General features: G+C 43.7%; 22 protein-coding genes. 12 read left to right on the top strand and 10 right to left on the bottom strand.

Annotated elements, in window-relative coordinates; genetic code table 11:
• Window positions 1-3: 3 nt before the first annotated feature.
• Window positions 4-801: a restriction endonuclease gene (locus tag EDC45_RS04060; protein ID WP_133543710.1), complete on the bottom strand. Its 798-nt coding sequence runs from the start codon at window positions 799-801 to the stop codon at window positions 4-6.
• Window positions 802-931: 130 nt separating this feature from the next.
• The gene (locus EDC45_RS04055; protein ID WP_166635103.1) at window positions 932-1,387 is read right to left on the bottom strand and encodes a DUF302 domain-containing protein; all 456 of its coding nucleotides are present in this window, start codon (window positions 1,385-1,387) and stop codon (window positions 932-934) included.
• Between the two features lie 137 nt (window positions 1,388-1,524).
• On the opposite strand from EDC45_RS04055, the gene EDC45_RS04050 reads away from it, so the two are divergent.
• The 6 genes from EDC45_RS04050 (at window position 1,525) to uspE (ending at window position 7,800) form a co-directional block, all read left to right on the top strand.
• The gene (locus EDC45_RS04050; protein WP_133543707.1) at window positions 1,525-2,391 is read left to right on the top strand and encodes an EamA family transporter; all 867 of its coding nucleotides are present in this window, start codon (window positions 1,525-1,527) and stop codon (window positions 2,389-2,391) included.
• A 5-nt stretch (window positions 2,392-2,396) separates the two neighbouring features.
• Complete coding sequence (sbcB, locus tag EDC45_RS04045) at window positions 2,397-3,824, top strand: exodeoxyribonuclease I (RefSeq protein ID WP_133543705.1); 1,428 nt, start codon at window positions 2,397-2,399, stop codon at window positions 3,822-3,824.
• An 843-nt stretch (window positions 3,825-4,667) separates the two neighbouring features.
• Window positions 4,668-5,153, top strand: coding sequence for a non-heme ferritin (ftnA, locus tag EDC45_RS04040; RefSeq protein ID WP_133543703.1), 486 nt, complete (start codon window positions 4,668-4,670; stop codon window positions 5,151-5,153).
• Window positions 5,154-5,175: 22 nt separating this feature from the next.
• Window positions 5,176-5,673: a non-heme ferritin gene (gene ftnA / locus EDC45_RS04035; RefSeq protein ID WP_133543701.1), complete on the top strand. Its 498-nt coding sequence runs from the start codon at window positions 5,176-5,178 to the stop codon at window positions 5,671-5,673.
• 264 nt (window positions 5,674-5,937) lie between these two features.
• Complete coding sequence (locus EDC45_RS04030; protein ID WP_133543699.1) at window positions 5,938-6,711, top strand: FNR family transcription factor; 774 nt, start codon at window positions 5,938-5,940, stop codon at window positions 6,709-6,711.
• A gap of 165 nt (window positions 6,712-6,876) precedes the next feature.
• A complete protein-coding gene (uspE, locus tag EDC45_RS04025; RefSeq protein WP_133543697.1) occupies window positions 6,877-7,800 on the top strand; it encodes a universal stress protein UspE in 924 nt (307 codons plus the stop codon).
• 30 nt (window positions 7,801-7,830) lie between these two features.
• Here uspE and EDC45_RS04020 read toward each other — a convergent pair whose 3' ends face one another.
• From EDC45_RS04020 to EDC45_RS04010, 3 genes are read right to left on the bottom strand one after another with little or no spacing between them, the layout of a single operon-like run.
• Window positions 7,831-8,001 (bottom strand): YoaH family protein, encoded by a 171-nt coding sequence (locus tag EDC45_RS04020; RefSeq protein ID WP_133543695.1) that lies wholly within the window; start codon window positions 7,999-8,001, stop codon window positions 7,831-7,833.
• Window positions 8,002-8,025: 24 nt separating this feature from the next.
• Entirely contained in the window at window positions 8,026-8,736 is a 711-nt protein-coding gene (gene truC / locus EDC45_RS04015; RefSeq protein ID WP_133543693.1) for a tRNA pseudouridine(65) synthase TruC, read from the bottom strand.
• A 5-nt stretch (window positions 8,737-8,741) separates the two neighbouring features.
• Complete coding sequence (locus EDC45_RS04010; RefSeq protein WP_133543926.1) at window positions 8,742-9,056, bottom strand: YqcC family protein; 315 nt, start codon at window positions 9,054-9,056, stop codon at window positions 8,742-8,744.
• Window positions 9,057-9,134: 78 nt separating this feature from the next.
• Here EDC45_RS04010 and EDC45_RS04005 point away from each other — a divergent pair, with 78 nt between their 5' ends.
• The 3 genes from EDC45_RS04005 to ppnN are packed head-to-tail and all read left to right on the top strand — an operon-like array spanning window position 9,135 to window position 12,150.
• Window positions 9,135-9,917 carry a Zn-ribbon-containing protein gene (locus EDC45_RS04005; RefSeq protein ID WP_133543691.1) on the top strand — a complete coding sequence of 261 codons (783 nt, stop codon included), beginning with the start codon at window positions 9,135-9,137 and terminating at the stop codon, window positions 9,915-9,917.
• 16 nt (window positions 9,918-9,933) lie between these two features.
• Window positions 9,934-10,773, top strand: a complete 840-nt coding sequence (gene queF, locus EDC45_RS04000) for an NADPH-dependent 7-cyano-7-deazaguanine reductase QueF (RefSeq protein ID WP_133543689.1) — start codon at window positions 9,934-9,936, stop codon at window positions 10,771-10,773.
• 12 nt (window positions 10,774-10,785) lie between these two features.
• Window positions 10,786-12,150 (top strand): nucleotide 5'-monophosphate nucleosidase PpnN, encoded by a 1,365-nt coding sequence (gene ppnN, locus EDC45_RS03995; RefSeq protein ID WP_133543687.1) that lies wholly within the window; start codon window positions 10,786-10,788, stop codon window positions 12,148-12,150.
• A 147-nt stretch (window positions 12,151-12,297) separates the two neighbouring features.
• On the opposite strand, the gene EDC45_RS03990 is transcribed toward ppnN, so the two are convergent.
• Complete coding sequence (locus tag EDC45_RS03990; RefSeq protein WP_133543685.1) at window positions 12,298-13,065, bottom strand: ABC transporter permease; 768 nt, start codon at window positions 13,063-13,065, stop codon at window positions 12,298-12,300.
• Window positions 13,062-14,015: an ABC transporter ATP-binding protein gene (locus tag EDC45_RS03985; protein ID WP_133543683.1), complete on the bottom strand. Its 954-nt coding sequence runs from the start codon at window positions 14,013-14,015 to the stop codon at window positions 13,062-13,064. The genes EDC45_RS03990 and EDC45_RS03985 overlap by 4 nt, the downstream gene beginning before the upstream one ends.
• A 95-nt stretch (window positions 14,016-14,110) precedes the next feature.
• Here EDC45_RS03985 and can point away from each other — a divergent pair, with 95 nt between their 5' ends.
• Complete coding sequence (can, locus tag EDC45_RS03980; protein ID WP_133543681.1) at window positions 14,111-14,764, top strand: carbonate dehydratase; 654 nt, start codon at window positions 14,111-14,113, stop codon at window positions 14,762-14,764.
• Between the two features lie 100 nt (window positions 14,765-14,864).
• Here the strand turns inward: can and purR are convergent, their stop codons facing one another.
• Both purR and EDC45_RS03970 read right to left on the bottom strand, forming a co-directional pair.
• Window positions 14,865-15,869, bottom strand: coding sequence for an HTH-type transcriptional repressor PurR (gene purR / locus EDC45_RS03975; RefSeq protein ID WP_133543679.1), 1,005 nt, complete (start codon window positions 15,867-15,869; stop codon window positions 14,865-14,867).
• Between the two features lie 405 nt (window positions 15,870-16,274).
• Entirely contained in the window at window positions 16,275-17,246 is a 972-nt protein-coding gene (locus tag EDC45_RS03970) for an oxidoreductase (RefSeq protein WP_133543678.1), read from the bottom strand.
• 61 nt (window positions 17,247-17,307) lie between these two features.
• Here EDC45_RS03970 and ybaK point away from each other — a divergent pair, with 61 nt between their 5' ends.
• A complete protein-coding gene (gene ybaK / locus EDC45_RS03965) occupies window positions 17,308-17,787 on the top strand; it encodes a Cys-tRNA(Pro) deacylase (RefSeq protein ID WP_133543676.1) in 480 nt (159 codons plus the stop codon).
• Window positions 17,788-17,925: 138 nt separating this feature from the next.
• A complete protein-coding gene (locus tag EDC45_RS03960; protein ID WP_133543674.1) occupies window positions 17,926-18,726 on the top strand; it encodes a class I SAM-dependent methyltransferase in 801 nt (266 codons plus the stop codon).
• Window positions 18,727-18,883: 157 nt separating this feature from the next.
• Here EDC45_RS03960 and tyrA read toward each other — a convergent pair whose 3' ends face one another.
• A complete protein-coding gene (gene tyrA, locus EDC45_RS03955; RefSeq protein WP_133543672.1) occupies window positions 18,884-20,011 on the bottom strand; it encodes a bifunctional chorismate mutase/prephenate dehydrogenase in 1,128 nt (375 codons plus the stop codon).
• Between the last annotated feature and the right edge of the window lie 100 nt (window positions 20,012-20,111).

Here is a 20,111-nt window from a genome sequence, read left to right as displayed (position 1 = left end):
AATTTACAAATGATATAAATAATCTCTTAACAAAACTGATGAAATAACAATTTCATTATCATCAAAAGAACGCAATTCTTTCATCATCTTATGATTCCCTTTTATATAAAGAACGCCATCAAGAATGGAAATAATTTTTACATTTTTATCCGTCTTCTTAAGTGCTGATTTCATCGTCGAAATAGCATCGTTAAATTGTGCATTTTGATGTCCACCAAAGTCGGTCAAGAACTTTGTTTCAGCCAAAATATAGGTATGGTTAAATTTAGCAATAAAATCTAACCCTTTTTCGTGGTCATATCCTAAATACTGCCCCGCATATTTTTTCATTGCATCATCAGAGCTATTAAAAATGATATTCCCATCTCTTTTTAAGAAGCGTTCAAAATCATTAGTGACCTCAGCCCCCAAGGCTCCCGTATTAATCCAACGCTTGAATAGGGGGCCTATCTGTCGATTGGTTTCTTTAGGCGCTGTGGCTTTATCAATTATTTCATCAAATCCCATATCTACTAATATTCCGAAAATACGGTCTACAGTATTCGGGTTTCGATCTATAGCGGATTTGTCTTTTTTTAAATAGGCGATATAGCTATCTTTAATGGGGAATACTTCCTGTTCCAGGAGCGTCAAAAGTAAATTTTTCTTATCTTTATTTTCAAGAAAAATTCTTATTTTATTTTTGGTTGTTTGATCTATTTCACGTCTTAAATTTACTGACATCGGATAAACTTTATAGAGTAGATCCAGGTAGTTTTGTTGGCTTGCCAGTTCAATGCTTTTTATTGTCCATATATTCATATGTTCCCCGAATAATCACTCTTAAAATTTATTGTTATTATATTATCGGCTCAGGTTATTGAAAAATCCCTGGATTTATTAATCGAAAATATTCATTTAATAGGGTAGCTTGATAAAGTCGATATATAAATCAGTCTTTTGTAACCACCTGTGGAATCAACTTTTCCAGATTTTTCAGTTTGCCGTAAACCTCTTCGTTCAAACCGTGCTTTTTGCCGATGCTATCCGTATCGTTGAGGGTAACGAATACTTCACCTTTTTGGTCTTCCCATACTAGGGCTTTAACCGGTAAATCGATGGCCAGGGTAGGCGCAGCCAGCATCATCGGCGTACCGGCTTTCGGGTTGCCGAAAATTACCACGGAGGCAAAGGGCATACTGAGTCCGGCTTCTTTTGCGGCGGCCTGATGGTCAATGACGGTAAATAATTTTAATCCGTTTTTTTCCACCGCCTGTTTAATTTTATCCAAGGTCTGGGCCGAATCGTATCCGCTTTTTACGGTTTTAAGGGGTGCCGTTTCAGCCTGGGCCAACAGGGGAGCGCTAATCAGCGGCAGGGTTAACAAGAGGGTTTTAAATACTTTCATTGCAATCTCCATTTGTAGTGAAAAACGTTCTCATTCTAGCGGATTATAAAAATTAAACAAGAAGGGGATTCGAGCCGGGTTCAGCCCGGAAAAAAACAATGTTATAATTGGCGTCCCCTTTTGTTTATCGGATGATTATGCTTAACCTTATTCTTGCCGTACTCTGCAGTGTGGCCGTATCCGTTTTATTGAAGATCGCCCGGCGGAGAAATATTGTTATCCGTCAGGCCATTGCTTTTAACTATATCCTCGCTTCGGCATTATCCTATTATGTGCTGACTCCGGATTTCAAAGGCCTCGGCTTTACCGAATTTGTTCTGCAAAGCGAACAGGCTTTTATCTTTCTCGCCTTGGGCATTTTATTACCCAGCGTATTTATGATTATGTCGAAAGCCGTAGAGTACGCAGGTATTGTACGCGCCGACGCGGCACAACGCCTGTCCTTATTTTTACCCATTATCGCCGCCTTCGTTATTTTTGGCGAAACCCTGAGCAGTGGGAAACTTATCGGCATTATTCTGGCCTTTGTCGCCTTATGCTGCCTATTGTATAAAGCGGCGGACAAACAGCTGCAAAAGGGCGGTATCGCACTGGCTTTTGTCTGGCTGGGTTACGGCGTTATCGATATTCTGTTCAAACAGGTAGCCAAAAGCGGCGCGGCATTTCCGGCCACTTTATTTATCGCTTTTATCCTTTCCGCTTGTGTAATGTTCGGCTATTTGTTGTTTAAACGCGAAATCTGGACGGTTCCCGGTTTTATCGGCGGAATTATTTTAGGCGGCTTAAACTTTATGAATATCTTATTCTATATTAAAGCCCATCAAAGCCTGAGTGCGAATCCGAGCCTGGTCTTTGCCGGCATGAATATCGGGGTGATCTGCTTAGGCAGTATCACCGGCGCCCTTGTCTTTAAAGAAAAAATCAGTAGGGTCAATTTGGCGGGAATTTTATTGGGAATCGCCGCAATTTTGGTTCTTTTTTACTTTAATCAGCTTTTCGGATAAGAGATATGCAGCAGGATTTTAGTTTTTTTATTTACGATTATGAAAGCTTCGGGGTTAATCCCGCCTCCGATCGGCCGGCTCAATTTGCCGGAGTGCGCACCGATGAAAATTTTAATATTATCGGTGAGCCGGTAATTTTATATTGTAAACAAACCTCCGATTATCTGCCTGCGCCGGAAGCCGTGCTGGTAACAGGCATTACACCGCAGCAATGCAATGAGCGGGGGATTAGCGAACCGGAATTTGCCGAAGCTATCCGTCAGGAATTCAGCCGGCCGAATACCTGTGTAATGGGCTATAACAATATTCGCTATGACGATGAAATGACGCGCTATACCTTCTATCGTAATTTTATTGACCCTTATGAATACAGTTGGAAAAACGGTAATTCCCGGTGGGATTTATTGGATTTGGTGCGTGCTTGCTATGCCTTACGTCCGGAAGGTATCCAATGGGCTTTCGATGAAGAGGGTATGCCGTCCTTTAAACTGGAAAAACTGACCCGAGCCAACGGTATTGAACATAGTAATGCCCATGATGCTATGGCGGATGTTTACGCCACCATTGAAATGGCAAAATTGATTAAACAAAAGCAGCCGAAATTATTTCAGTTCTTTTTTGATATGCGCGGTAAAAAAGAAGTGGAGAAAATGGTCGATACGGCAAATATGACGCCCTTGGTGCATGTGTCCGGTATGTTGGGCAATCAGCGTGGTAATACGACCTGGATAGCGCCTTTAGCCTGGCATCCGAGTAATCAGAATGCGGTTATTGTTTGCGACTTATCCGCCGATATTGATGATTTATTAAGCAAAGATGCGCTCGAATTAAGAGAAAATTTATATACCAAGAAAGCGGAATTGGAGCGGCAGGGGGTATTATCGGTTCCACTAAAACTTGTGCATATCAATAAATGTCCGATTATCGCCCCGGCAAAAACCTTGCTGCCGGAAAATGCGGCGCGACTTGGCATCAACAGGGAATATTGTCTGCAAAATCTGCAAAGATTAAAAAAATCACTGGATATTCGCGAAAAAGTCTGTGAGATTTTTTCCGATGACCGATCATTTGAACCCTCAGATAATGTAGAAACCGAACTTTATAACGGATTTTTTAGTTATGCGGATAAAAATAATATGGCGATTCTGCGTAGCTTAGCGCCGGAAAAACTGGCCGACAGCGGCTTGAGCTTTGAAGATAAGCGCATTCCGGAGTTGTTATTTCATTATCGCGCCAGACATTTTTATAAAACCTTAACCCGAGCCGAACAGATCAAATGGCAAAAATACTGCCGCAATAAATTGGAAAAAAGTGCGGTGGTTTTTAGTGAAAGTTTACAAAATTTAGCCCGGCTGCATGAAAATAATCCGCGTAATATGCAGTTACTGCAACAATTGTATGAATACGGAAGCAAGCTGCTAAATCAATATTAATTATTTTCGGATAACCTCCGCCTTTAATTTCAGATTATCCTAGGCGTAAAATAAGACCCATCCTCTTAAATTGCGGGCTATTTTTCGCCTAGCGTTGTCATTATTTCCATAAATAATTTATCGGAAGAAGGTACCGATAATTAAAGAGCAACTTTTAATATTTCATTTCTTATTGAGTTACATCGTAACAATATTAAATTCAACAGCGCATTTGCATACTTTAATTTTTCCGCAAAAATCCCGTCTTATATTTATTCATAACATCCCATAGCACAAATTATCGATTCGAATTCCCATCGCAATTTGAGAGAGAGAAGCGGCTTATTTTATAGCCCTAAAAAAGTTACGCTTGCGCATATCTTATTTAACATAATATACATTATGCGAAATAAGTTATAAGGTAAGGAAACACTACGGGTTAAGTAAATCACAGAGTTATGCACAGGTGTGAAATACCGTTTAAGCAATACAAATTATACAGTTACATCATATTGGTCGGGTTAAAATGCCGTATTGTTCAAGTTGAAAAAATAAAAAAGGCTCGAACAAAATTTGTACTCTAGGATTTTTTTATCCGTTTGAGTTAAATTCGCCCCATGGGATTTTTTGCTTTAGTTAATCCCCAATTCGGTTAACCCCCTTTAAATAAGCCCTGATTATTTTTTACTTTCCGTTACGGTTGTAAATCGTTCTCATATTATTGATTTTAATAAGAATGGTTTTTATTAAAAACTTCAATTAAATTAATAATTTAGACTAGAAATAACTTGCAAAGAGAAGAAATCTGGTTAGAATAAGAACGAATTTAGCTATGTTAATGATTAATTTTAGGAGGAAAGTTAGGTGTTAAATAAAGCGATTACCGATAAATTGAACGAGCAGATTAATTTGGAATTCTACTCTTCAAATATTTATCTACAAATGAGCGCCTGGTGTTCAATTCACGGATACGAAGGTGCCGCTGCATTTTTGTTGCGTCATGCCGATGAAGAAATGCAGCATATGCAAAAATTATTTACCTATGTGAGCGAGACCGGCGGCTTGCCGTTATTAGGAAAAATCGATGCGCCGAAGAATGAATACGCTTCATTAAAAGAAGTATTTGAAACCACCTTGGCCCATGAGAAGCTGGTAACGGCGAAAATCAACGAATTAGTCGAGGTAACTTTCGAGCATAAAGACTACTCCACCTTTAACTTCCTGCAATGGTATGTGGCCGAGCAACATGAGGAGGAGAAATTATTTAACGGTATTATCGATAAATTCAATCTTCTTGGTGAAGACGGACGCTCGCTCTACTTTATCGATCGTGATTTAGCCACTTTATAAAGATTGAACGGGAGAATATATAATGTTATCGGAAAATGTGATTAAACTTTTAAATGCACAGATGAACCTGGAATTCTATTCCTCCAATCTTTATCTGCAGATGAGCGCTTGGTGCGATCAGAAAGGCTATTATGGCGCGGCGCAATTTTTATCCGCTCATGCTGCGGAAGAAATGCAGCATATGCGCAAATTATTTACCTATCTGAATGAAACCGGCGCTAAAGCGGTGATTGAAGCCATCGAAGCGCCGCCGCACGAATTTACTTCTTTAAAACAAGTGGTTGAATTGACTTATCAGCATGAAAAACTGATTACCAGCAAAATTAACGAATTAGTCGGTAAAACCTTTGAAGAAAAAGACTATTCCGCCTTTAATTTCCTGCAATGGTATGTTGCGGAACAGCATGAGGAAGAAAAACTATTCGGTGCTATTCTGGATAAATTCAATATTCTCGGTTCTGAAGGTAAAGCCCTGTTCTTTATTGATAAGGAACTTGCCGCTATGGCAACATCTAACTAAATACAAAGGGCCGATAGTTTTGCTATTGGCTTCTTTGCATCCTACTATTTTTCTCTCCCGCCAAAATTTCTTTCTCTGCCAAAAGTTACAATGTAACTATATTTAAGCTAAGGATATTCCGAATCTCTCCATAAGAATGCAATGTTTTCTATTCTTATTCATTAAACCGTTTCTTAATCTTTGGTTTAATGTTATCATTTATTGCGTTAGATCAAATTAATCTCTGCTGTATTGAATTTATTTTATTGGTTATTGGGGAACTAAATGAAAGTCTTAACTGCTGATCCGAAAACAGGTCGTCGGATTCAATCGGGAGGTTGCGCCATCCATTGTCAAGATTGCAGCATCAGCCAACTTTGTATTCCTTTCACATTGAATGAGCATGAGTTGGATCAACTTGATAATATTATTGAGCGTAAAAAGCCGATTCAGAAATCACAAATTCTTTTTAAAGCAGGAGACGAACTGACTTCTCTCTATGCCATCCGTTCCGGCACGATAAAATCCTATACCATTAGTGAAACCGGTCAGGAGCAAATCACCTCTTTCCACCTTCCGGGCGATTTAGTCGGGTTTGACGCTATTATTAATATGAATCATCCGAGTTTCGCACAAGCGCTGGAAACCGCAATGGTATGCGAAATCCCCTTTGATATTTTGGACGATTTATCCGGAAAAATGCCGAAACTCCGTCAGCAGATGATGCGTTTAATGAGTAATGAAATTAAATCCGATCAGGAAATGATTTTATTACTTTCCAAAATGAATGCGGAAGAGCGCCTCGCCTCCTTTATTTACAATCTGTCCAAACGCTATTCCGCACGGGGATTTTCTTCGCGGGAATTCCGTTTGACCATGACCCGGGGCGATATAGGTAATTATCTGGGATTAACCGTAGAAACCATCAGTCGCTTGCTCGGTCGTTTTCAAAAAATCGGTATTCTGTCGGTGCAGGGAAAATACATTACCATTAACGACATGAATCAGTTAATCGAATTATCCGGCACGGCTCGAACCAAAATAGAAATGGCTATTTAAGCTGAGCGATTCCCCTAAAAAATGACGGTGTAACTTTTTTGGCAGCCGTCATTTTTTTATGCTTCAAATTTTGCCTTGTATCACATTTTTTAATTCTTTTTCTTGTTATCCCTCCGGTTCTCCTCTATTCTATCGGCGTAATTGCAGATTGGAATGGAGGTAATTATGAAGTTTAATAATATACTTGTTGTCCTTAACCCCGAAAACGAAAAACAATACGCCCTTTCAAGAGCGGTAAGACTGGTTAAAGAACAAAAAAACGAAAAACCGGTAAAAATCACCGTATTCTCGGCAGCCTATGATTTATCTTATGAAATGTCGGCTCTGCTTTCTTCCGAAGAACGGGAAGAAATGCATCAGGGAATGATCGAACAGCGCAGACAATATGTGAATACCTTTTTGGAAAAATACGCCGATCCTATGATTGAGTTCGATACCAATATCGTCTGGAGCAGCAATGAGGCGGAATCTATCGTCGCCTTATTTGAACAGCACCATTATGATTTGGTCGTAAAATACACCAAAGAGGAAGAAAGCCTCACTTCACTGATCTTCACGCCGATGGATTGGCAGTTGCTGCGTAAATGCCCGGTGCCGATTTTGATGGTTAGAGATGGCGACTGGAAGCATCAGCGTCGTATTATTGTGGCGGTAAATGTTTCCGGCGATGAAGAATATCATGATGAATTTAACCAACAGTTGGTTTCCCTGGGAATTGATCTGGCAGATAATCTGGAGCGCGGTAATATTCATTTGGTCAGCGCTTATCCTCCGACTCCGATTAATATGGCAATTGATCTACCGGAATTTCATACCAGCGAATATACCAATGGTATCCGCGGTCAGCATCTGATCAATATGAAGGCGTTACGCCAAAAATTCGGTATTGACGAAGATCATACCCATGTACGCGAAGGATTTCCGGAAGATGTAATTCCGCAGGTAGCGGAAGAACTGGAAGCGGAACTGGTCGTATTGGGTACGGTAGGACGCACCGGCCTGTCCGCCGCCCTGTTGGGAAATACTGCCGAGCATGTTATCAGTAAACTGAAATGTAACTTACTGGCGATTAAACCGCCGAAAAATTAACCTCGGCAATATTTTTTATCTAAAGTGCGGTTATTTTTCCGCACTTTTTGTTTGTTCAGAAGCACATTTATTCCTTAACTCCCGGGCGACAATGGCAATCGCCTCTCCGCTGCCGATTCCCCGGGCCATTAATAGCTGTATTCGCTCTACAGCCTGTTGTTGCTGCTCATGATTTAGATTTAATAATTCATTGTCCGGCATTATTTTTCCTCTTCTTACTCAATATTACCAACCGAAAGTCGCCATAAGCCCCTTCCATTGTTCATCGGTATCGGCAAATATTTCAAGATAATCCCCAGAACGGGGATGATGAAATCCCAAGCATTGGGCGTGCAGCATCAGGCGGGATACTCCGGTATGTTCCGCCAAGGCTCTGTTTTGGTGTAAATCGCCATATTGCGTATCACCTAAAATGGGATGGAAAATATGTTTCATGTGACGACGTAACTGATGTTTGCGTCCCGTTTGCGGCGTTAGCTGCAACAATGTATAACGCGCACTGGAATAACGCCCTGCCGGATAAGGCATTTCCACCGTTTTTAGGCTTTGATAACGGGTTATTGCCGCCTGCGCCTCTTTATCTTCGCGGCTAAATTTATCAGCAATTTTATCGCGTCGAATTTTCAACGGATAATCAATTTCTCCCTTGCCTGCCACATAGCCGCGTACCAACGCCAAATAAGTTTTATAGATAAATTTCTGTTCAAACTGGCGGCATAATTTATTCGCATCTTCACTGCTCAGGGCAAACAACAGCACCCCGGAGGTCGGGCGATCTAAGCGATGAATGGGATAGACTAAACGCCCTATCTGCTCCCTAAGGGTTTGCATAACGAAACGGGTTTCATGCTTATCCAACCAGCTGCGATGTACCAGCATCCCGGCCGGCTTATTCACGGCGACAATATGTTCATCCCGATATAAAATTTCCAGCATGATTTTTAGCTTTCCTGCAACAACTTTTCAAGTTCCAGTAAGGGCGCCAGTAATAATCCTAATCCCTCCGTTTCTTTCAGTGCTTCTTCAATATAAGGGGATACAGCAATCCGGCTCGGTAATCGGGCGCGGCTGTCTGCCAAAGCCTGCATACGGGGAATAAATACCCATTGCAGCCATTCCGTCGCACTCATCGCATCAATAGCGAAGGGTTCAATACTGTTAAATGCCTCTTCCGGCGGTGGCGACGCCTGCCATAAACCGAGTTGCCGCATATTATCCTGCAGCCGATTTAAATGTTGTTTGGTCTGAATATAAATGGGCAAAATAGACCTCTGCTCTGTTATCGCGTATGATGGGCGCCTATTTTAAACAAAATCGGTTCAAAATTGTAAAAAATGTATCTGACGGAAGTGTTTTTCAGTAATGCGGGGCAACAAGATTGCCGGCAACAGGCAGATGCCGTTAATCAAATTGTGGAACAATGGCGTTATAACGGTCAGATTATCGGGCGGGAAATTCCGCTGTTTTTAGCCCGACATGAGGAAGAAAACGGCATCGCCTTGCGGGTAACCTGCCCCGAACAGCAAAGTTTGTTGCCCGATTATAATAATCTCGAAGTGGAACGCGCATTAGGGCTGGCGGAAAAGTGCGGTGTTTTTTTGGAAAGTTTTCAAATTGTCGCCGATGACCTCAATTCCGATGTAACGGCGGAAAACAGCAGGCCGACCTGGCAACTGCTCTACACCACTTATCTGCAATCCTGTTCCCCGTTGCACAGCGGCGATGACTTGGCGCCAATTCCTTTATATAAGCAACTAAAGGAGCTGCCTCATCTGAGCATGGATTTAATTAAATGGCAGGAAAACTGGCAGGCTTGCGATCAGCTGCAAATGAACGGCTCAATTCTAGAACGGCAGGCATTAGGGGAAATTTCTTCGACCGAAAGTCGCTTATTTAAACATGGTAATTATCTGGCCAACGCCATTGAAACCCATACTGGAATTCCCACCTATTATTATCTGTATCGCTGCGGCGGAGAAGATGCCGAACAGGAAAAAAATCGCCGCTGTCCGCAGTGCGGAAAGCACTGGCATTTGTCCCAGCCAATCTTTGACCTTTTCCATTTTAAATGCGATCATTGCCGCCTGCTTTCCAATCTATCATGGAATTTTTTATAGCCAGTAACGAGGAAAAATGAATTATCAGGATCATAGCTTAAACACATTAAAACTGGGCAAAAAAACCGAATACGCGAGCGACTACGATCCCCGTTTATTACAGGCGGTGCCGCGTGCTTTAAATCGAGACGGTTTAGGCATTACTCTCCAACAACCCTTTACCCTGGGCGCAGATATCTGGACTGCTTATGAAATTTCATGGCTTAATCCTAAAGGCGTCCCCCAGGTTGCCGTGGCCGATATCGAAATTGATTTCCGCTCTGAGAATCTGATTGAATCGAAAAGTTTTAAACTCTATCTGAATAGCTTTAATCAAACTAAATTTACCGATGCCGCTGAAGTGCAACGGGCTATGCAGCTTGATCTTAGCGCCTGTGCAGGAGGTGGGGTGAAAGTGCGGTTAAATTCTCTGGCGGATTATAGCGGAATACCTATTGCCGCCCTCCCAGGACAATGTATTGATAATCAGGATATAGAAATAAAAGATTACCGCTTTAATCCGAACCTGCTTGAAAATTGTACCGACGCTCAAATCGTGGAAGAAACCCTAGTCAGCCATTTATTGAAATCCAACTGTCTGATTACCGCCCAACCGGACTGGGGCAGCATTCAAATTCATTATATCGGCGCACGGATTCAACCTGAAAAGCTGCTGCGTTATCTTATTTCATTCCGCCAACATAATGAATTTCATGAACAATGCGTCGAACGAATATTCTGCGATCTGCAACATTATGCCCGTCCGCAAAAATTAACGGTGTATGCCCGCTATACAAGACGGGGCGGATTAGACATTAACCCTTTCCGTTCCAATTTTGAACCCTGCCCCGCCAATTTTCGTCTGGCTCGGCAATAAGCAAGGATAAATATGAGCAATATTCATTACGTCAACCCGAAAGGAAGCATGGATCAACTGTCCCATCTTGAAGTGGAACAGCTGACTAAAAAAGCACAGTCCAAGCTTTATACCCTTTACCGCAACTGCTCTCTGGCGGTTCTTAATTCCGGTTCGGTTACCGATGATAGCCGGGAATTACTGAATAAATATCCCGATTTTGATATTTATTTACTCGCCACGGAGCGGGGAGTACGCCTTGAGCTGCATAATCCTCCGGCGGAAGCCTTTGTAGATAAAGTAATAATCCGCAATATTCAGTACCATTTATTTGCCGTATTACGCGATATTTTATTTGTGCATTTACTCAATCAGCGCATTAATCCCTTAGATTTTCAAGACGGAAAACATATTACCAATCAGGTTTTTTCCATTTTGCGTAATGCGAAAGCCCTAATCGTCGGCGAAGAGCCTAACCTTATCGTATGTTGGGGCGGACATTCGGTTAATCAGACGGAATATCAGTATTGCCGTGCGGTTGGAATGGAATTGGGGCTGCGCGAACTTAATATTATTACCGGTTGCGGTCCCGGTGTTATGGAAGCGCCGATGAAAGGCGCCGCTATCGGCCATGCCAATCAGCGTTTTAAAAACAGCCGTTTTATCGGTATTACCGAACCTTCGATTATTGCTTCCGAACCGCCGAATCCGATTGTTAACGAGCTGATTATTATGCCGGATATTGAAAAACGTCTGGAAGCTTTTATCCGTATGGGACATGGGTTTGTAATCTTCCCTGGCGGGCCGGGAACCTTTGAAGAATTTATGTATATTCTGGGTATCAAGCTCAATCCGGAAAATAAGTTGCAGGATTTACCGCTGATCCTAACCGGCCCGCAGGAAAGTGCCGATTATTTCGCCGCCATTGATCGCTTTGTGGGGGAAACCTTGGGTGAAGATGCGCGCAATTTGTATCAGATTATTATTGAAGACGCCCCCGCCGTCGCCCGCCAAATGAAAGCGGCGATGCAAGCTATCCGGCAGCTGCGTTATCAACATTCGGACAGCTACTGTTTTAATTGGTCGCTAAAAATCGATCCTCTCTTTCAGCAGCCTTTTGTGCCGAGCCATCAAAATATGGAGGCGCTTAATTTACATCGGCAGCAGTCTACGCTGGATTTAGCCGCTAATCTGCGCCGAGCTTTTTCAGGTATAGTGGCGGGAAATATCAAACCTGAAACTCAGGATCTGATTGAACGCAAAGGAAAATTTAAACTACATGGGGATCCTGCTTTAATGGAAAAAATGGATCGGCTGTTACAGGATTTTGTGGTTCAGCATCGTATGAAGCTCCCGGGCGGCGATGCCTATGAGCCTTGCTATGAAATAGTCAAATAAACCGCCTTACTTTTTGGGGCTAAGAACGCTCAAAGAAACCCTCTTTTAGCAATATAGGATAAAATAAGGACGCCGATATGGCGTCCTTATTCATGGGTAGGTGCCGGAGGAAATGAAAATTTAGTCCCGGCTTTTTATCTTCCGCCTTTAATTGCGCAGCCCCACGCCATGACGAATCAAATAATAGGCAAAGGCATACAACCCCAGAATAAATAAGCTTAGAACCCCGAAGGTATACCCCAATCCCACATCCGTTATCCCTAAAAAGCCGTAGCGAAAACCGTTGATCATATATACGATGGGGTTTAGTTTCGACACTGCCTGCCAAAAGGGCGGCAACAGACTGATGGAATAAAAAACCCCTCCCAGGTAGGTTAAGGGCGTTAATACAAAGGTCGGGATAATGCTGATATCGTCAAAGGAACGGGCGAATACCGCATTGATTAATCCGCCCAAGGCAAAGGCGGAAGTCGTCATCAGCAAGGTGAGAAAAATCACCGGCCAGGAATGAATCTCAAAGGAAACAAAAAACAACGAAACCGCAGTTACCAAGGCGCCCACACATAAGCCGCGCGCCATACCGCCCGCCATATAGCCCAGAATAATCACATGCGGCGATGTCGGCGAAATCAGCAATTCTTCCACATTGCGGGCGAATTTGGTGCTGTAAAAGGAGGAGGCTACATTGGCGAAGGCATTGGTCAGCGAAGACATCATTATCAATCCCGGCACGATAAACTGCATATAGCTGAAGCCGTTCATTTCACCGATGCGTCCGCCGATTAATTTACCGAAAATCACAAAATAAAGGCTCATGGTAATCACCGGCGGTACCAGAGTCTGCACCCAGATACGGGTGAAACGGCGAATTTCCTTATGTAAAATCGTATTAAAGGCAACCCAGGCTAATTTCATTTTTTTCTTCCTTCGTTATTTGCGGCTTTGGCTTCTTCATGGGGTTTATTCAGAGACATTCCGACAAATAACTCTTCCAGTCGGTTCGCCTTATTACGCATACTTAGCACGCTGACACCCTGTGCCGAGAGCTGCTCGAACAGCCGATTCAGCCCCTGTTCGCGATGCACCTCAGCTTCCAATGTATTCTTATCCAGTAATCTAATATGGTAGTCCGACACTTTCGGCAGCGGACCGCCTTGGGCTAAATCCAGAATAAAGGTTTCGGTTTCCAGTTTGGCGAGCAGATCTTTCATCGGCATATCGATAACCAACCGCCCCTGTTGAATAATGCCGATATGACGACAGAGCATTTCCGCCTCTTCAAGGTAATGGGTGGTAAGAATAATGGTGGTTCCCTGCCGGTTCAGTTCCTGCAGAAAAGTCCACATGGTGCGGCGCAGTTCAATATCCACCCCAGCGGTCGGCTCGTCCAGAATCAGAAGGCGGGGCTGGTGCATTAATGCTCTGGCAATCATTAGGCGGCGCTTCATACCGCCGGACAAACGCATAGCCTGCTGCTCTTTTTTATCCCATAAATCCAGTTTTTTCAGCCAGTATTCCGCTCTTTTTTCCGCCTCGGCGCGGCGGATACCATAATATCCCGCCTGATTAGACAGAATATCGATAACCTTTTCAAACTGATTAAAATTGAATTCCTGCGGCACTAAACCGATTTGCTGTTTTAATAAGGCCGGTTGGGAATCTAAATCATAGCCGAATACCTTCACCTTACCGGCGGTTTTATTAATCAAGGTGCTGACGATACCTATAGTTGTGGATTTACCCGCACCGTTATGTCCGAGCAATGCGTAAAAATCTCCGGCCTGTACACGAAGATTCACTCCCTGCAAGGCTTTTACCCCGTTTTTATATTCTTTGGTTAATTCCGTTATTTCTAATGCGAACACTTGATTCTCTCAATAAAATTTGACGCAAAGCGTCGTTCCTATATACTTGCAATCCGAATTGGCCATTATAGCAGAAGTCGCGGGAGTATCGCAGAATGAAAAAAATAGAGCAATTATTTGCCAATAACCACAGCTGGGCCTTGCGCATGAAGGAAGAAAATTCTTCTTACTTCAAAGAATTGGCCGATCATCAGACGCCGAGTTATTTATGGATCGGTTGCTCCGACAGCCGTGTCCCCGCAGAAAAACTGACGAATTTAGGCCCCGGCGAATTATTTGTGCATCGCAATGTGGGTAATCAGGTTATCCATACGGATCTAAATTGTCTGTCCGTGGTGCAATATGCCGTGGACGTGTTGAATATCGAACATATCATTATTTGCGGGCATACCAACTGCGGCGGCATCAAATCCGCCATGGCGAATCAGGATCTGGGGCTCATCAATAACTGGTTGCTGCATATCCGCGATATTTATTTTAAATATAATCATTTGCTGGGCAACCTTTCCGCCGAGAAGCGCGCCGATATGCTGACCAGAATCAATGTAGCGGAACAGGTATATAACCTCGGACGCTCCTCGATTATTCAATCCGCCTGGCAAAAGGGAAAAAACCTATCCTTGCACGGCTGGGTATATGATGTGAAGGACGGTTTCCTCATCGATCAGGGGGTTACCGCCAGCAGCCGCGAAAACTTGGAAATCTCCTATCGCAATGCCGTGGCAAAATTACAAATACTGGAAGATTAATCATTATTTCCGATAAAAAATACCGCACTGCACCGGAACGAAACCGGGCAAAAGTGCGGTATTTTTTTACCGAGTTTTTGTTGCGGATTTAATCCTGTCCCTAAGCTATTTTTTTCACCGATTTACGGATCACCAGCTCCGGATGGATTTCGATGGTTTCCCGCTTAGCGCCTTTATCAGCGATACGCTCGAATAATAATTTCAGCGCCCGTTCGCCCAAACGCGCTTTTGATTGATGTATGGTGGTGAGCGGCGGCGAATAAAAACGCGAGGCATGTACATTATCGTAACCGATAACGGAAAAATCCTGCGGTACCTGATACCCTCGCTCGGTCAAGGCCGACATCGCACCTAATGCCATCACGTCATTACAGCAGAATACGGCGGTCGGATGTTTTTCCTGCGCCAGAATCTTATTCATGCACTCATAACCGTCTTCAGGTTCAAAGGCACCCTCCAGCAGCCAATCGGGATTCATTTCTATGCCCGCCTCGGCCAGCGCCTGTAAAAAACCTTCGTAACGTTTTCTTGCCGTGGTTTTACTTAAATCCGCACTAAGGTAGCCGATTTCCCTATGGCCGTTATCAATTAAATGCTTACCGGCCAGATAGCCGCCTTCAAAGCTGTTGTCTAAAATCAGATCCGTATCCGGATTTATCGGGCCCCAATCCATCACGACCATCGGCAGATAGCTGTAATTTTTTAATAGGTTGCGACTATCCTGTTTGTATTCGGAACACATCACCAACACCCCGTCAACTCGCTTCTTCGCCAGCATTTCCAGATGGTTCTTGATTTTTTCCGGATTATTCTGAGTATTACACAAAAACAGCGAGTAGCCCTGTCGGTAACAATGCTCCTCTACCGCATGAATAATTTCGGCAAAATAAGGGGCTTCGCTATTGGTAACGATCATACCGATGGATTTTGTGGTATTAACCTTTAAACTGCGCGCTACCGCACTGGGGGAATAATTTAATTGTGCAATAGCCGCTAATACGGCTTGTTTGGTTTCCTCCGCCACATGGCGGGTATCATTAATGACATGAGATACCGTGGTAGTAGATACGCCGGCCATTTTTGCGACATCTTTAATCGTTGCCATTATCTTTCTCCATAAAAATCTGCAGGTATTATAAAGATTAGGGGGCGAATGGTTAATCTTTAATTGGTATAAATGGGAAAAATTTGCGCTTCATCACAAATTCCCGTTGAAATTGCTGGAAAAAATAGCTTTGTGCCTTGCCTGCTGATACAATGCCTGCGTTTATCATTAATTAGGAGTGAAAAAATGGGTACTTTCGGTTATGCCATGCTTACGGTTATCCTTTCTTTAGGTCTTATCGTCGGATTATCCGTTGCGATTTTCTAACCCTAGCAACCAATAAAAATATAGGATAAAAAATACCGCACTTTATATTTAAACAGCTAAAGTGCGGTATTTTTTTACATAATTCTAATGGCGGGCGCCAATTCTCTCCGATTTGATAAAAGCCGGCTATCCGCCCTATTAATATCCCTGCCGGTAAATTAATTCGAGCAGACGTACCGCCAACAAGGCGATATTAAAACGTTGCTCGTCCGCCACCGACCAGAAGCGAATTTCATTCTCGCTCAGGCTGAAATCACTAATATGCAGATGCACTAGCTCTTCGCCGTTCTCCCTTTCGCCGTTAATCACCGGGGTAATCCCTTTATTTTCATGGAAGCGAATAAGATCGCCGCTCTGCCATTGCCCGATGATCGCTTCCCTATCTGCGGCATAATCCGTTATCCCGGTAACCATCTGCGCCATACCGTAGAATACAGGTACGTGAATCGAATGAAAGACCAGATTGTCATTTAACTGCGGAAATATTTTCTGTAACTGGCGCTGCAATTGTTCGTTACGTGCGGGGTAAACATCAAATGCCAGTCGCTGCTGTTCGTCCTCCAGCGGAATGCCGTTTAACAGCTGTGCAGTCTGTCCGATCAGCTGAGTTACGCTTTCAGCATTCTCATAAGAAGCCGGTAATAATGTGCTGACCAAAAAACGACTTGCCGCATTTTCACCAACCAACCCGGCAATAGCCAAAGCAAGCTGACTAACAATAGGATCCGGCAGCGAAACAATATTACGCTGGCGCAGTTCGATCAACTGCTGCGGGTTCACCTCCGGAACAACGACAGGGACATCGGATAAGGAGGAACAAACCCCTTTTATATCCAAACCGATACAACCCGCCTGTGCCGCCGTCGCCAGATATTGCACCTGATTAATATCACCGCCGAATAAAAGATAATCGAAATCCGCCCACTGCGCTTCTTCCGCGCTTATCTGCGCCACTGCTTTTCCCTGAAAGCGTATGCTCTGCTCTTCTTTAAAAGGATAAATTTCAATAACGGATAATCGCTCAATGTCCAATTGGCTTAATTGTAAAAACTCTGCAATTTTTTCACATAAATCAAATTCCGCCGCAACGGCGATATGTAAGCTCTTCATATTTATTTCTCCCGGCGATACAATAAGGCGTTATTCTACTGATTTTTAGCGAGAAAATACAATGACACCGGCTATCGATTTATTGAAAAAGCAGAAAGTCCCTTTTATTCCGCATAGCTACGAGCATAATCCGGACAATACCCATTTCGGCGATGAAGCGGCGGAAAAGCTGGGGATAGATCCGAATCAATCCTTCAAAACCCTCTTGGTCGCCGAAAACGGCGATCAGAAAAAACTGGCCTGTTTCGTCTTGCCTACCGCCCATATGCTGAGCCTGAAAAAAGCGGCAAAGGCTATCGGGGTGAAAAAAGTCGAGTTGGCGGACAAGGATTCCGCTCAGAAAAGCAGCGGTTATCTGGTGGGCGGAATCAGCCCGCTGGGACAAAAAAAACGCCTGAAAACCGTTATCGACCAATCCGCCTTAACATTTGAGCATATCTATATTTCCGGGGGGAAACGCGGCCTAAGCGTAGAGCTTTGCCCCCGCCATCTGGCCACAATACTGAATGCGCAATTTACCGATATTTTAGATACGGATTGAGCCTTCCCCAGCCAATCCGCCCTATCATTTCACTTAGGTAGTGTGGAGATTTTTCCGCAACAATCCGCAACAAATTGGTATGGGGAGAATTGATTTATCGAGAAAACAAAAAAAGCAAGAGGATAACCAAGAATCAAGATGAAAACCATTGATGATACGGACTTTTCCCAACTCTACCATAATCATATAAAGCTGTGCGCACGCAAACCCAAACAAGCCCTAGATTGGGATGACAAAGCACGTCAGCTGCAAACGCGGAATACCGATCTGAATCAGGATTATATTCGTCGCTTTTTAGCCGCTATGGATTTTAGCCGTAACGACAGCTTGCTGGATGTGGGCTGCGGCGGCGGAGCCATAGCTTTATCCCTGGCGCCCCAAGTAAAACAGGTATATGCGCTGGACTATAGCCGTGCGATGCTGGATTTATTAACACAGCGGGCAAAAGCGTTAAACATCGAAAATGTTACAACGTTACATTGTGCTTGGGAAGATAATTGGGATCATATCCCCCAATGCGATATTTGCGTCTCCTCTCGTTCTTCAATGGTAGGAGATTTACAGTCGGCACTGGATAAACTGAACAGCAAAGCGAAAAAGGCGGTATATATGACCATGAGGGTAGATAAGGATTTTAGCCTCCGCCGCCTACTGCGCCAGATCGGGAGGGATAAAATAGCCTTTCCGAGCTATATTTACGCAGTCAATATGCTCTATCAACAGGGCTATCGGGTTAATGTGAATTTTATTGAAGATGCGACACCAAACAAGCCGCTTGAACTTAGCTCGGAAGATTTTATCCAATCGGTAAAAAGCCTTGTAGATTCCGAACTGAATGAATGGGAAATCCATAAGCTGCAAGATTATTATCGAACCCATAGCCAAAGTTTAAGCCGCAGCCCTCGGCAGCATTGGGCATTGCTAAGTTGGCGGAAATAACCGCCGAAGGGGATTCCGTCCGCTATGGGTATAAAAAATAACATAGGGAAACCCTAGGTTTCCCTTTTCTATTTAGCCAAACGGCTTTTTTAACTATTAGTGCAAATAGTAAAAAAGTGCAAATATTGCAAAAACCTTTGCTTTTCCCGGCCTAGTTTTATTCCGGTTTTCGGTAATCATTGGCCTGTTGCAGTAACTGACGGCTTTCGCGCATAAACTGCTCGGAATATTCACCGAACCATTGTTTCACCTGATTAAAGGCCTGAATAAAGCCCTCTTTATCGTTATTCTTGAAAAAGGCCAGTCCGTTTTCGTAACTTTGCTTCAGGCTTTCGATTACCGCCAGATTTTCCGGTTTATCCATTATAATATCCGCATAAAGCGCACCGTCCTGAGCGAATAAACGTCCGATCATAGCCAGTTCCAGGCGATAAATCGGCGAGGAAAAAGCCAGTAACTGCGCCAGTTTTACCGGTTGTTGCGATAAATGCAGACCGTAAGCAAAGGTGGAAAAATGGCGCAATGCCTGAATATAGGTCATATTGCGATCATGTTCCGCCGCATCCGCCTTATAAAGGCTAGCTCCCCAAATGCTTATCTGCTCCAGCAGCCATTGATAACGTTCCGGATAACGTCCGTCGCAACACACAACCACCTGTTTTGCCATACTGGCGATATCCGGACCGAACATCGGATGCAGGCCGAGCACCGCCCCTTTATGCACTTCCAGCATTTTTTCCAGAGGCTGCCGTTTTACCGAAGTTAAATCGGTCAGCAACATATTATCGCGTAAATAGGGTTGCAGACGTTGAATGGTTTCGAGGGTTGTAGCAATAGGTACGCACAGGATTACCACATCCGCCCCCGCCATAATTTGTTGCGCATCTCCCCAGTCCTGATGCCCTAATAAAGCGACAGGGTAACCGGACGCCTGCAAGTAGCGGGCAAATAAACCGCCCAATTTTCCTCTGCCGCCCACAATAACGATTTTTTTAATAGCCTCGTTTACGGTTTTAAAGCCGAAGGCGTTTTCATGTTGGTAAGATTCACGCATCAGGCGGCGTAACACGTCTTCAATTAAATCGGCGGAAATGCCCATTTGTTCCGCTTCCCTTCTTCTTGCCGCCAACATATCCGCTTCCCTATCGGGAACATAAAGGGGCAGCCCGTGCTGGCGTTTCACTTCACCGACTTTTTTTACCAGTGCCAGGCGTTTGGCAAACAATTCCAGCAAGGCATGATCCAAATGATCGATTTCCGCCCGCAGCGATGCTAATCTTTCCACAATAATATCCTTTTCCGTTAACTGAATAGGGCGTTTAATTTGACATAACTTCCGCCCGATGCCAAGGGGCGGCGCTATTTAAAATGACGCTGTTCCGCCC

Origin of the sequence: Mesocricetibacter intestinalis, assembly GCF_004363295.1 — a bacterium.
In the GTDB taxonomy this organism is placed as follows: Bacteria; Pseudomonadota; Gammaproteobacteria; order Enterobacterales; family Pasteurellaceae; genus Mesocricetibacter; species Mesocricetibacter intestinalis.
This window is presented reverse-complemented; position numbering and strand designations above follow the sequence as displayed.

Excerpts from the sequence above, each read along its gene's own strand:
- EDC45_RS04030 (WP_133543699.1), top strand. The coding sequence starts at position 5,938 with ATGAAAGTCTTAACTGCTGATCCGAAAACAGGTCGTCGGATTCAATCG.
- EDC45_RS03970 (WP_133543678.1), bottom strand. The coding sequence starts at position 17,246 with ATGAAGAGCTTACATATCGCCGTTGCGGCGGAATTTGATTTATGTGAA.
- EDC45_RS04020 (WP_133543695.1), bottom strand. The coding sequence starts at position 8,001 with ATGCCGGACAATGAATTATTAAATCTAAATCATGAGCAGCAACAACAG.
- uspE (WP_133543697.1), top strand. The coding sequence starts at position 6,877 with ATGAAGTTTAATAATATACTTGTTGTCCTTAACCCCGAAAACGAAAAA.
- queF (WP_133543689.1), top strand. The coding sequence starts at position 9,934 with ATGAATTATCAGGATCATAGCTTAAACACATTAAAACTGGGCAAAAAA.
- EDC45_RS03960 (WP_133543674.1), top strand. The coding sequence starts at position 17,926 with ATGAAAACCATTGATGATACGGACTTTTCCCAACTCTACCATAATCAT.
- can (WP_133543681.1), top strand. The coding sequence starts at position 14,111 with ATGAAAAAAATAGAGCAATTATTTGCCAATAACCACAGCTGGGCCTTG.
- ybaK (WP_133543676.1), top strand. The coding sequence starts at position 17,308 with ATGACACCGGCTATCGATTTATTGAAAAAGCAGAAAGTCCCTTTTATT.
- sbcB (WP_133543705.1), top strand. The coding sequence starts at position 2,397 with ATGCAGCAGGATTTTAGTTTTTTTATTTACGATTATGAAAGCTTCGGG.
- EDC45_RS04005 (WP_133543691.1), top strand. The coding sequence starts at position 9,135 with ATGTATCTGACGGAAGTGTTTTTCAGTAATGCGGGGCAACAAGATTGC.
- EDC45_RS04055 (WP_166635103.1), bottom strand. The coding sequence starts at position 1,387 with ATGAAAGTATTTAAAACCCTCTTGTTAACCCTGCCGCTGATTAGCGCT.
- ppnN (WP_133543687.1), top strand. The coding sequence starts at position 10,786 with ATGAGCAATATTCATTACGTCAACCCGAAAGGAAGCATGGATCAACTG.
- EDC45_RS03990 (WP_133543685.1), bottom strand. The coding sequence starts at position 13,065 with ATGAAATTAGCCTGGGTTGCCTTTAATACGATTTTACATAAGGAAATT.
- EDC45_RS04060 (WP_133543710.1), bottom strand. The coding sequence starts at position 801 with ATGAATATATGGACAATAAAAAGCATTGAACTGGCAAGCCAACAAAAC.
- ftnA (WP_133543701.1), top strand. The coding sequence starts at position 5,176 with ATGTTATCGGAAAATGTGATTAAACTTTTAAATGCACAGATGAACCTG.
- truC (WP_133543693.1), bottom strand. The coding sequence starts at position 8,736 with ATGCTGGAAATTTTATATCGGGATGAACATATTGTCGCCGTGAATAAG.
- EDC45_RS04050 (WP_133543707.1), top strand. The coding sequence starts at position 1,525 with ATGCTTAACCTTATTCTTGCCGTACTCTGCAGTGTGGCCGTATCCGTT.
- purR (WP_133543679.1), bottom strand. The coding sequence starts at position 15,869 with ATGGCAACGATTAAAGATGTCGCAAAAATGGCCGGCGTATCTACTACC.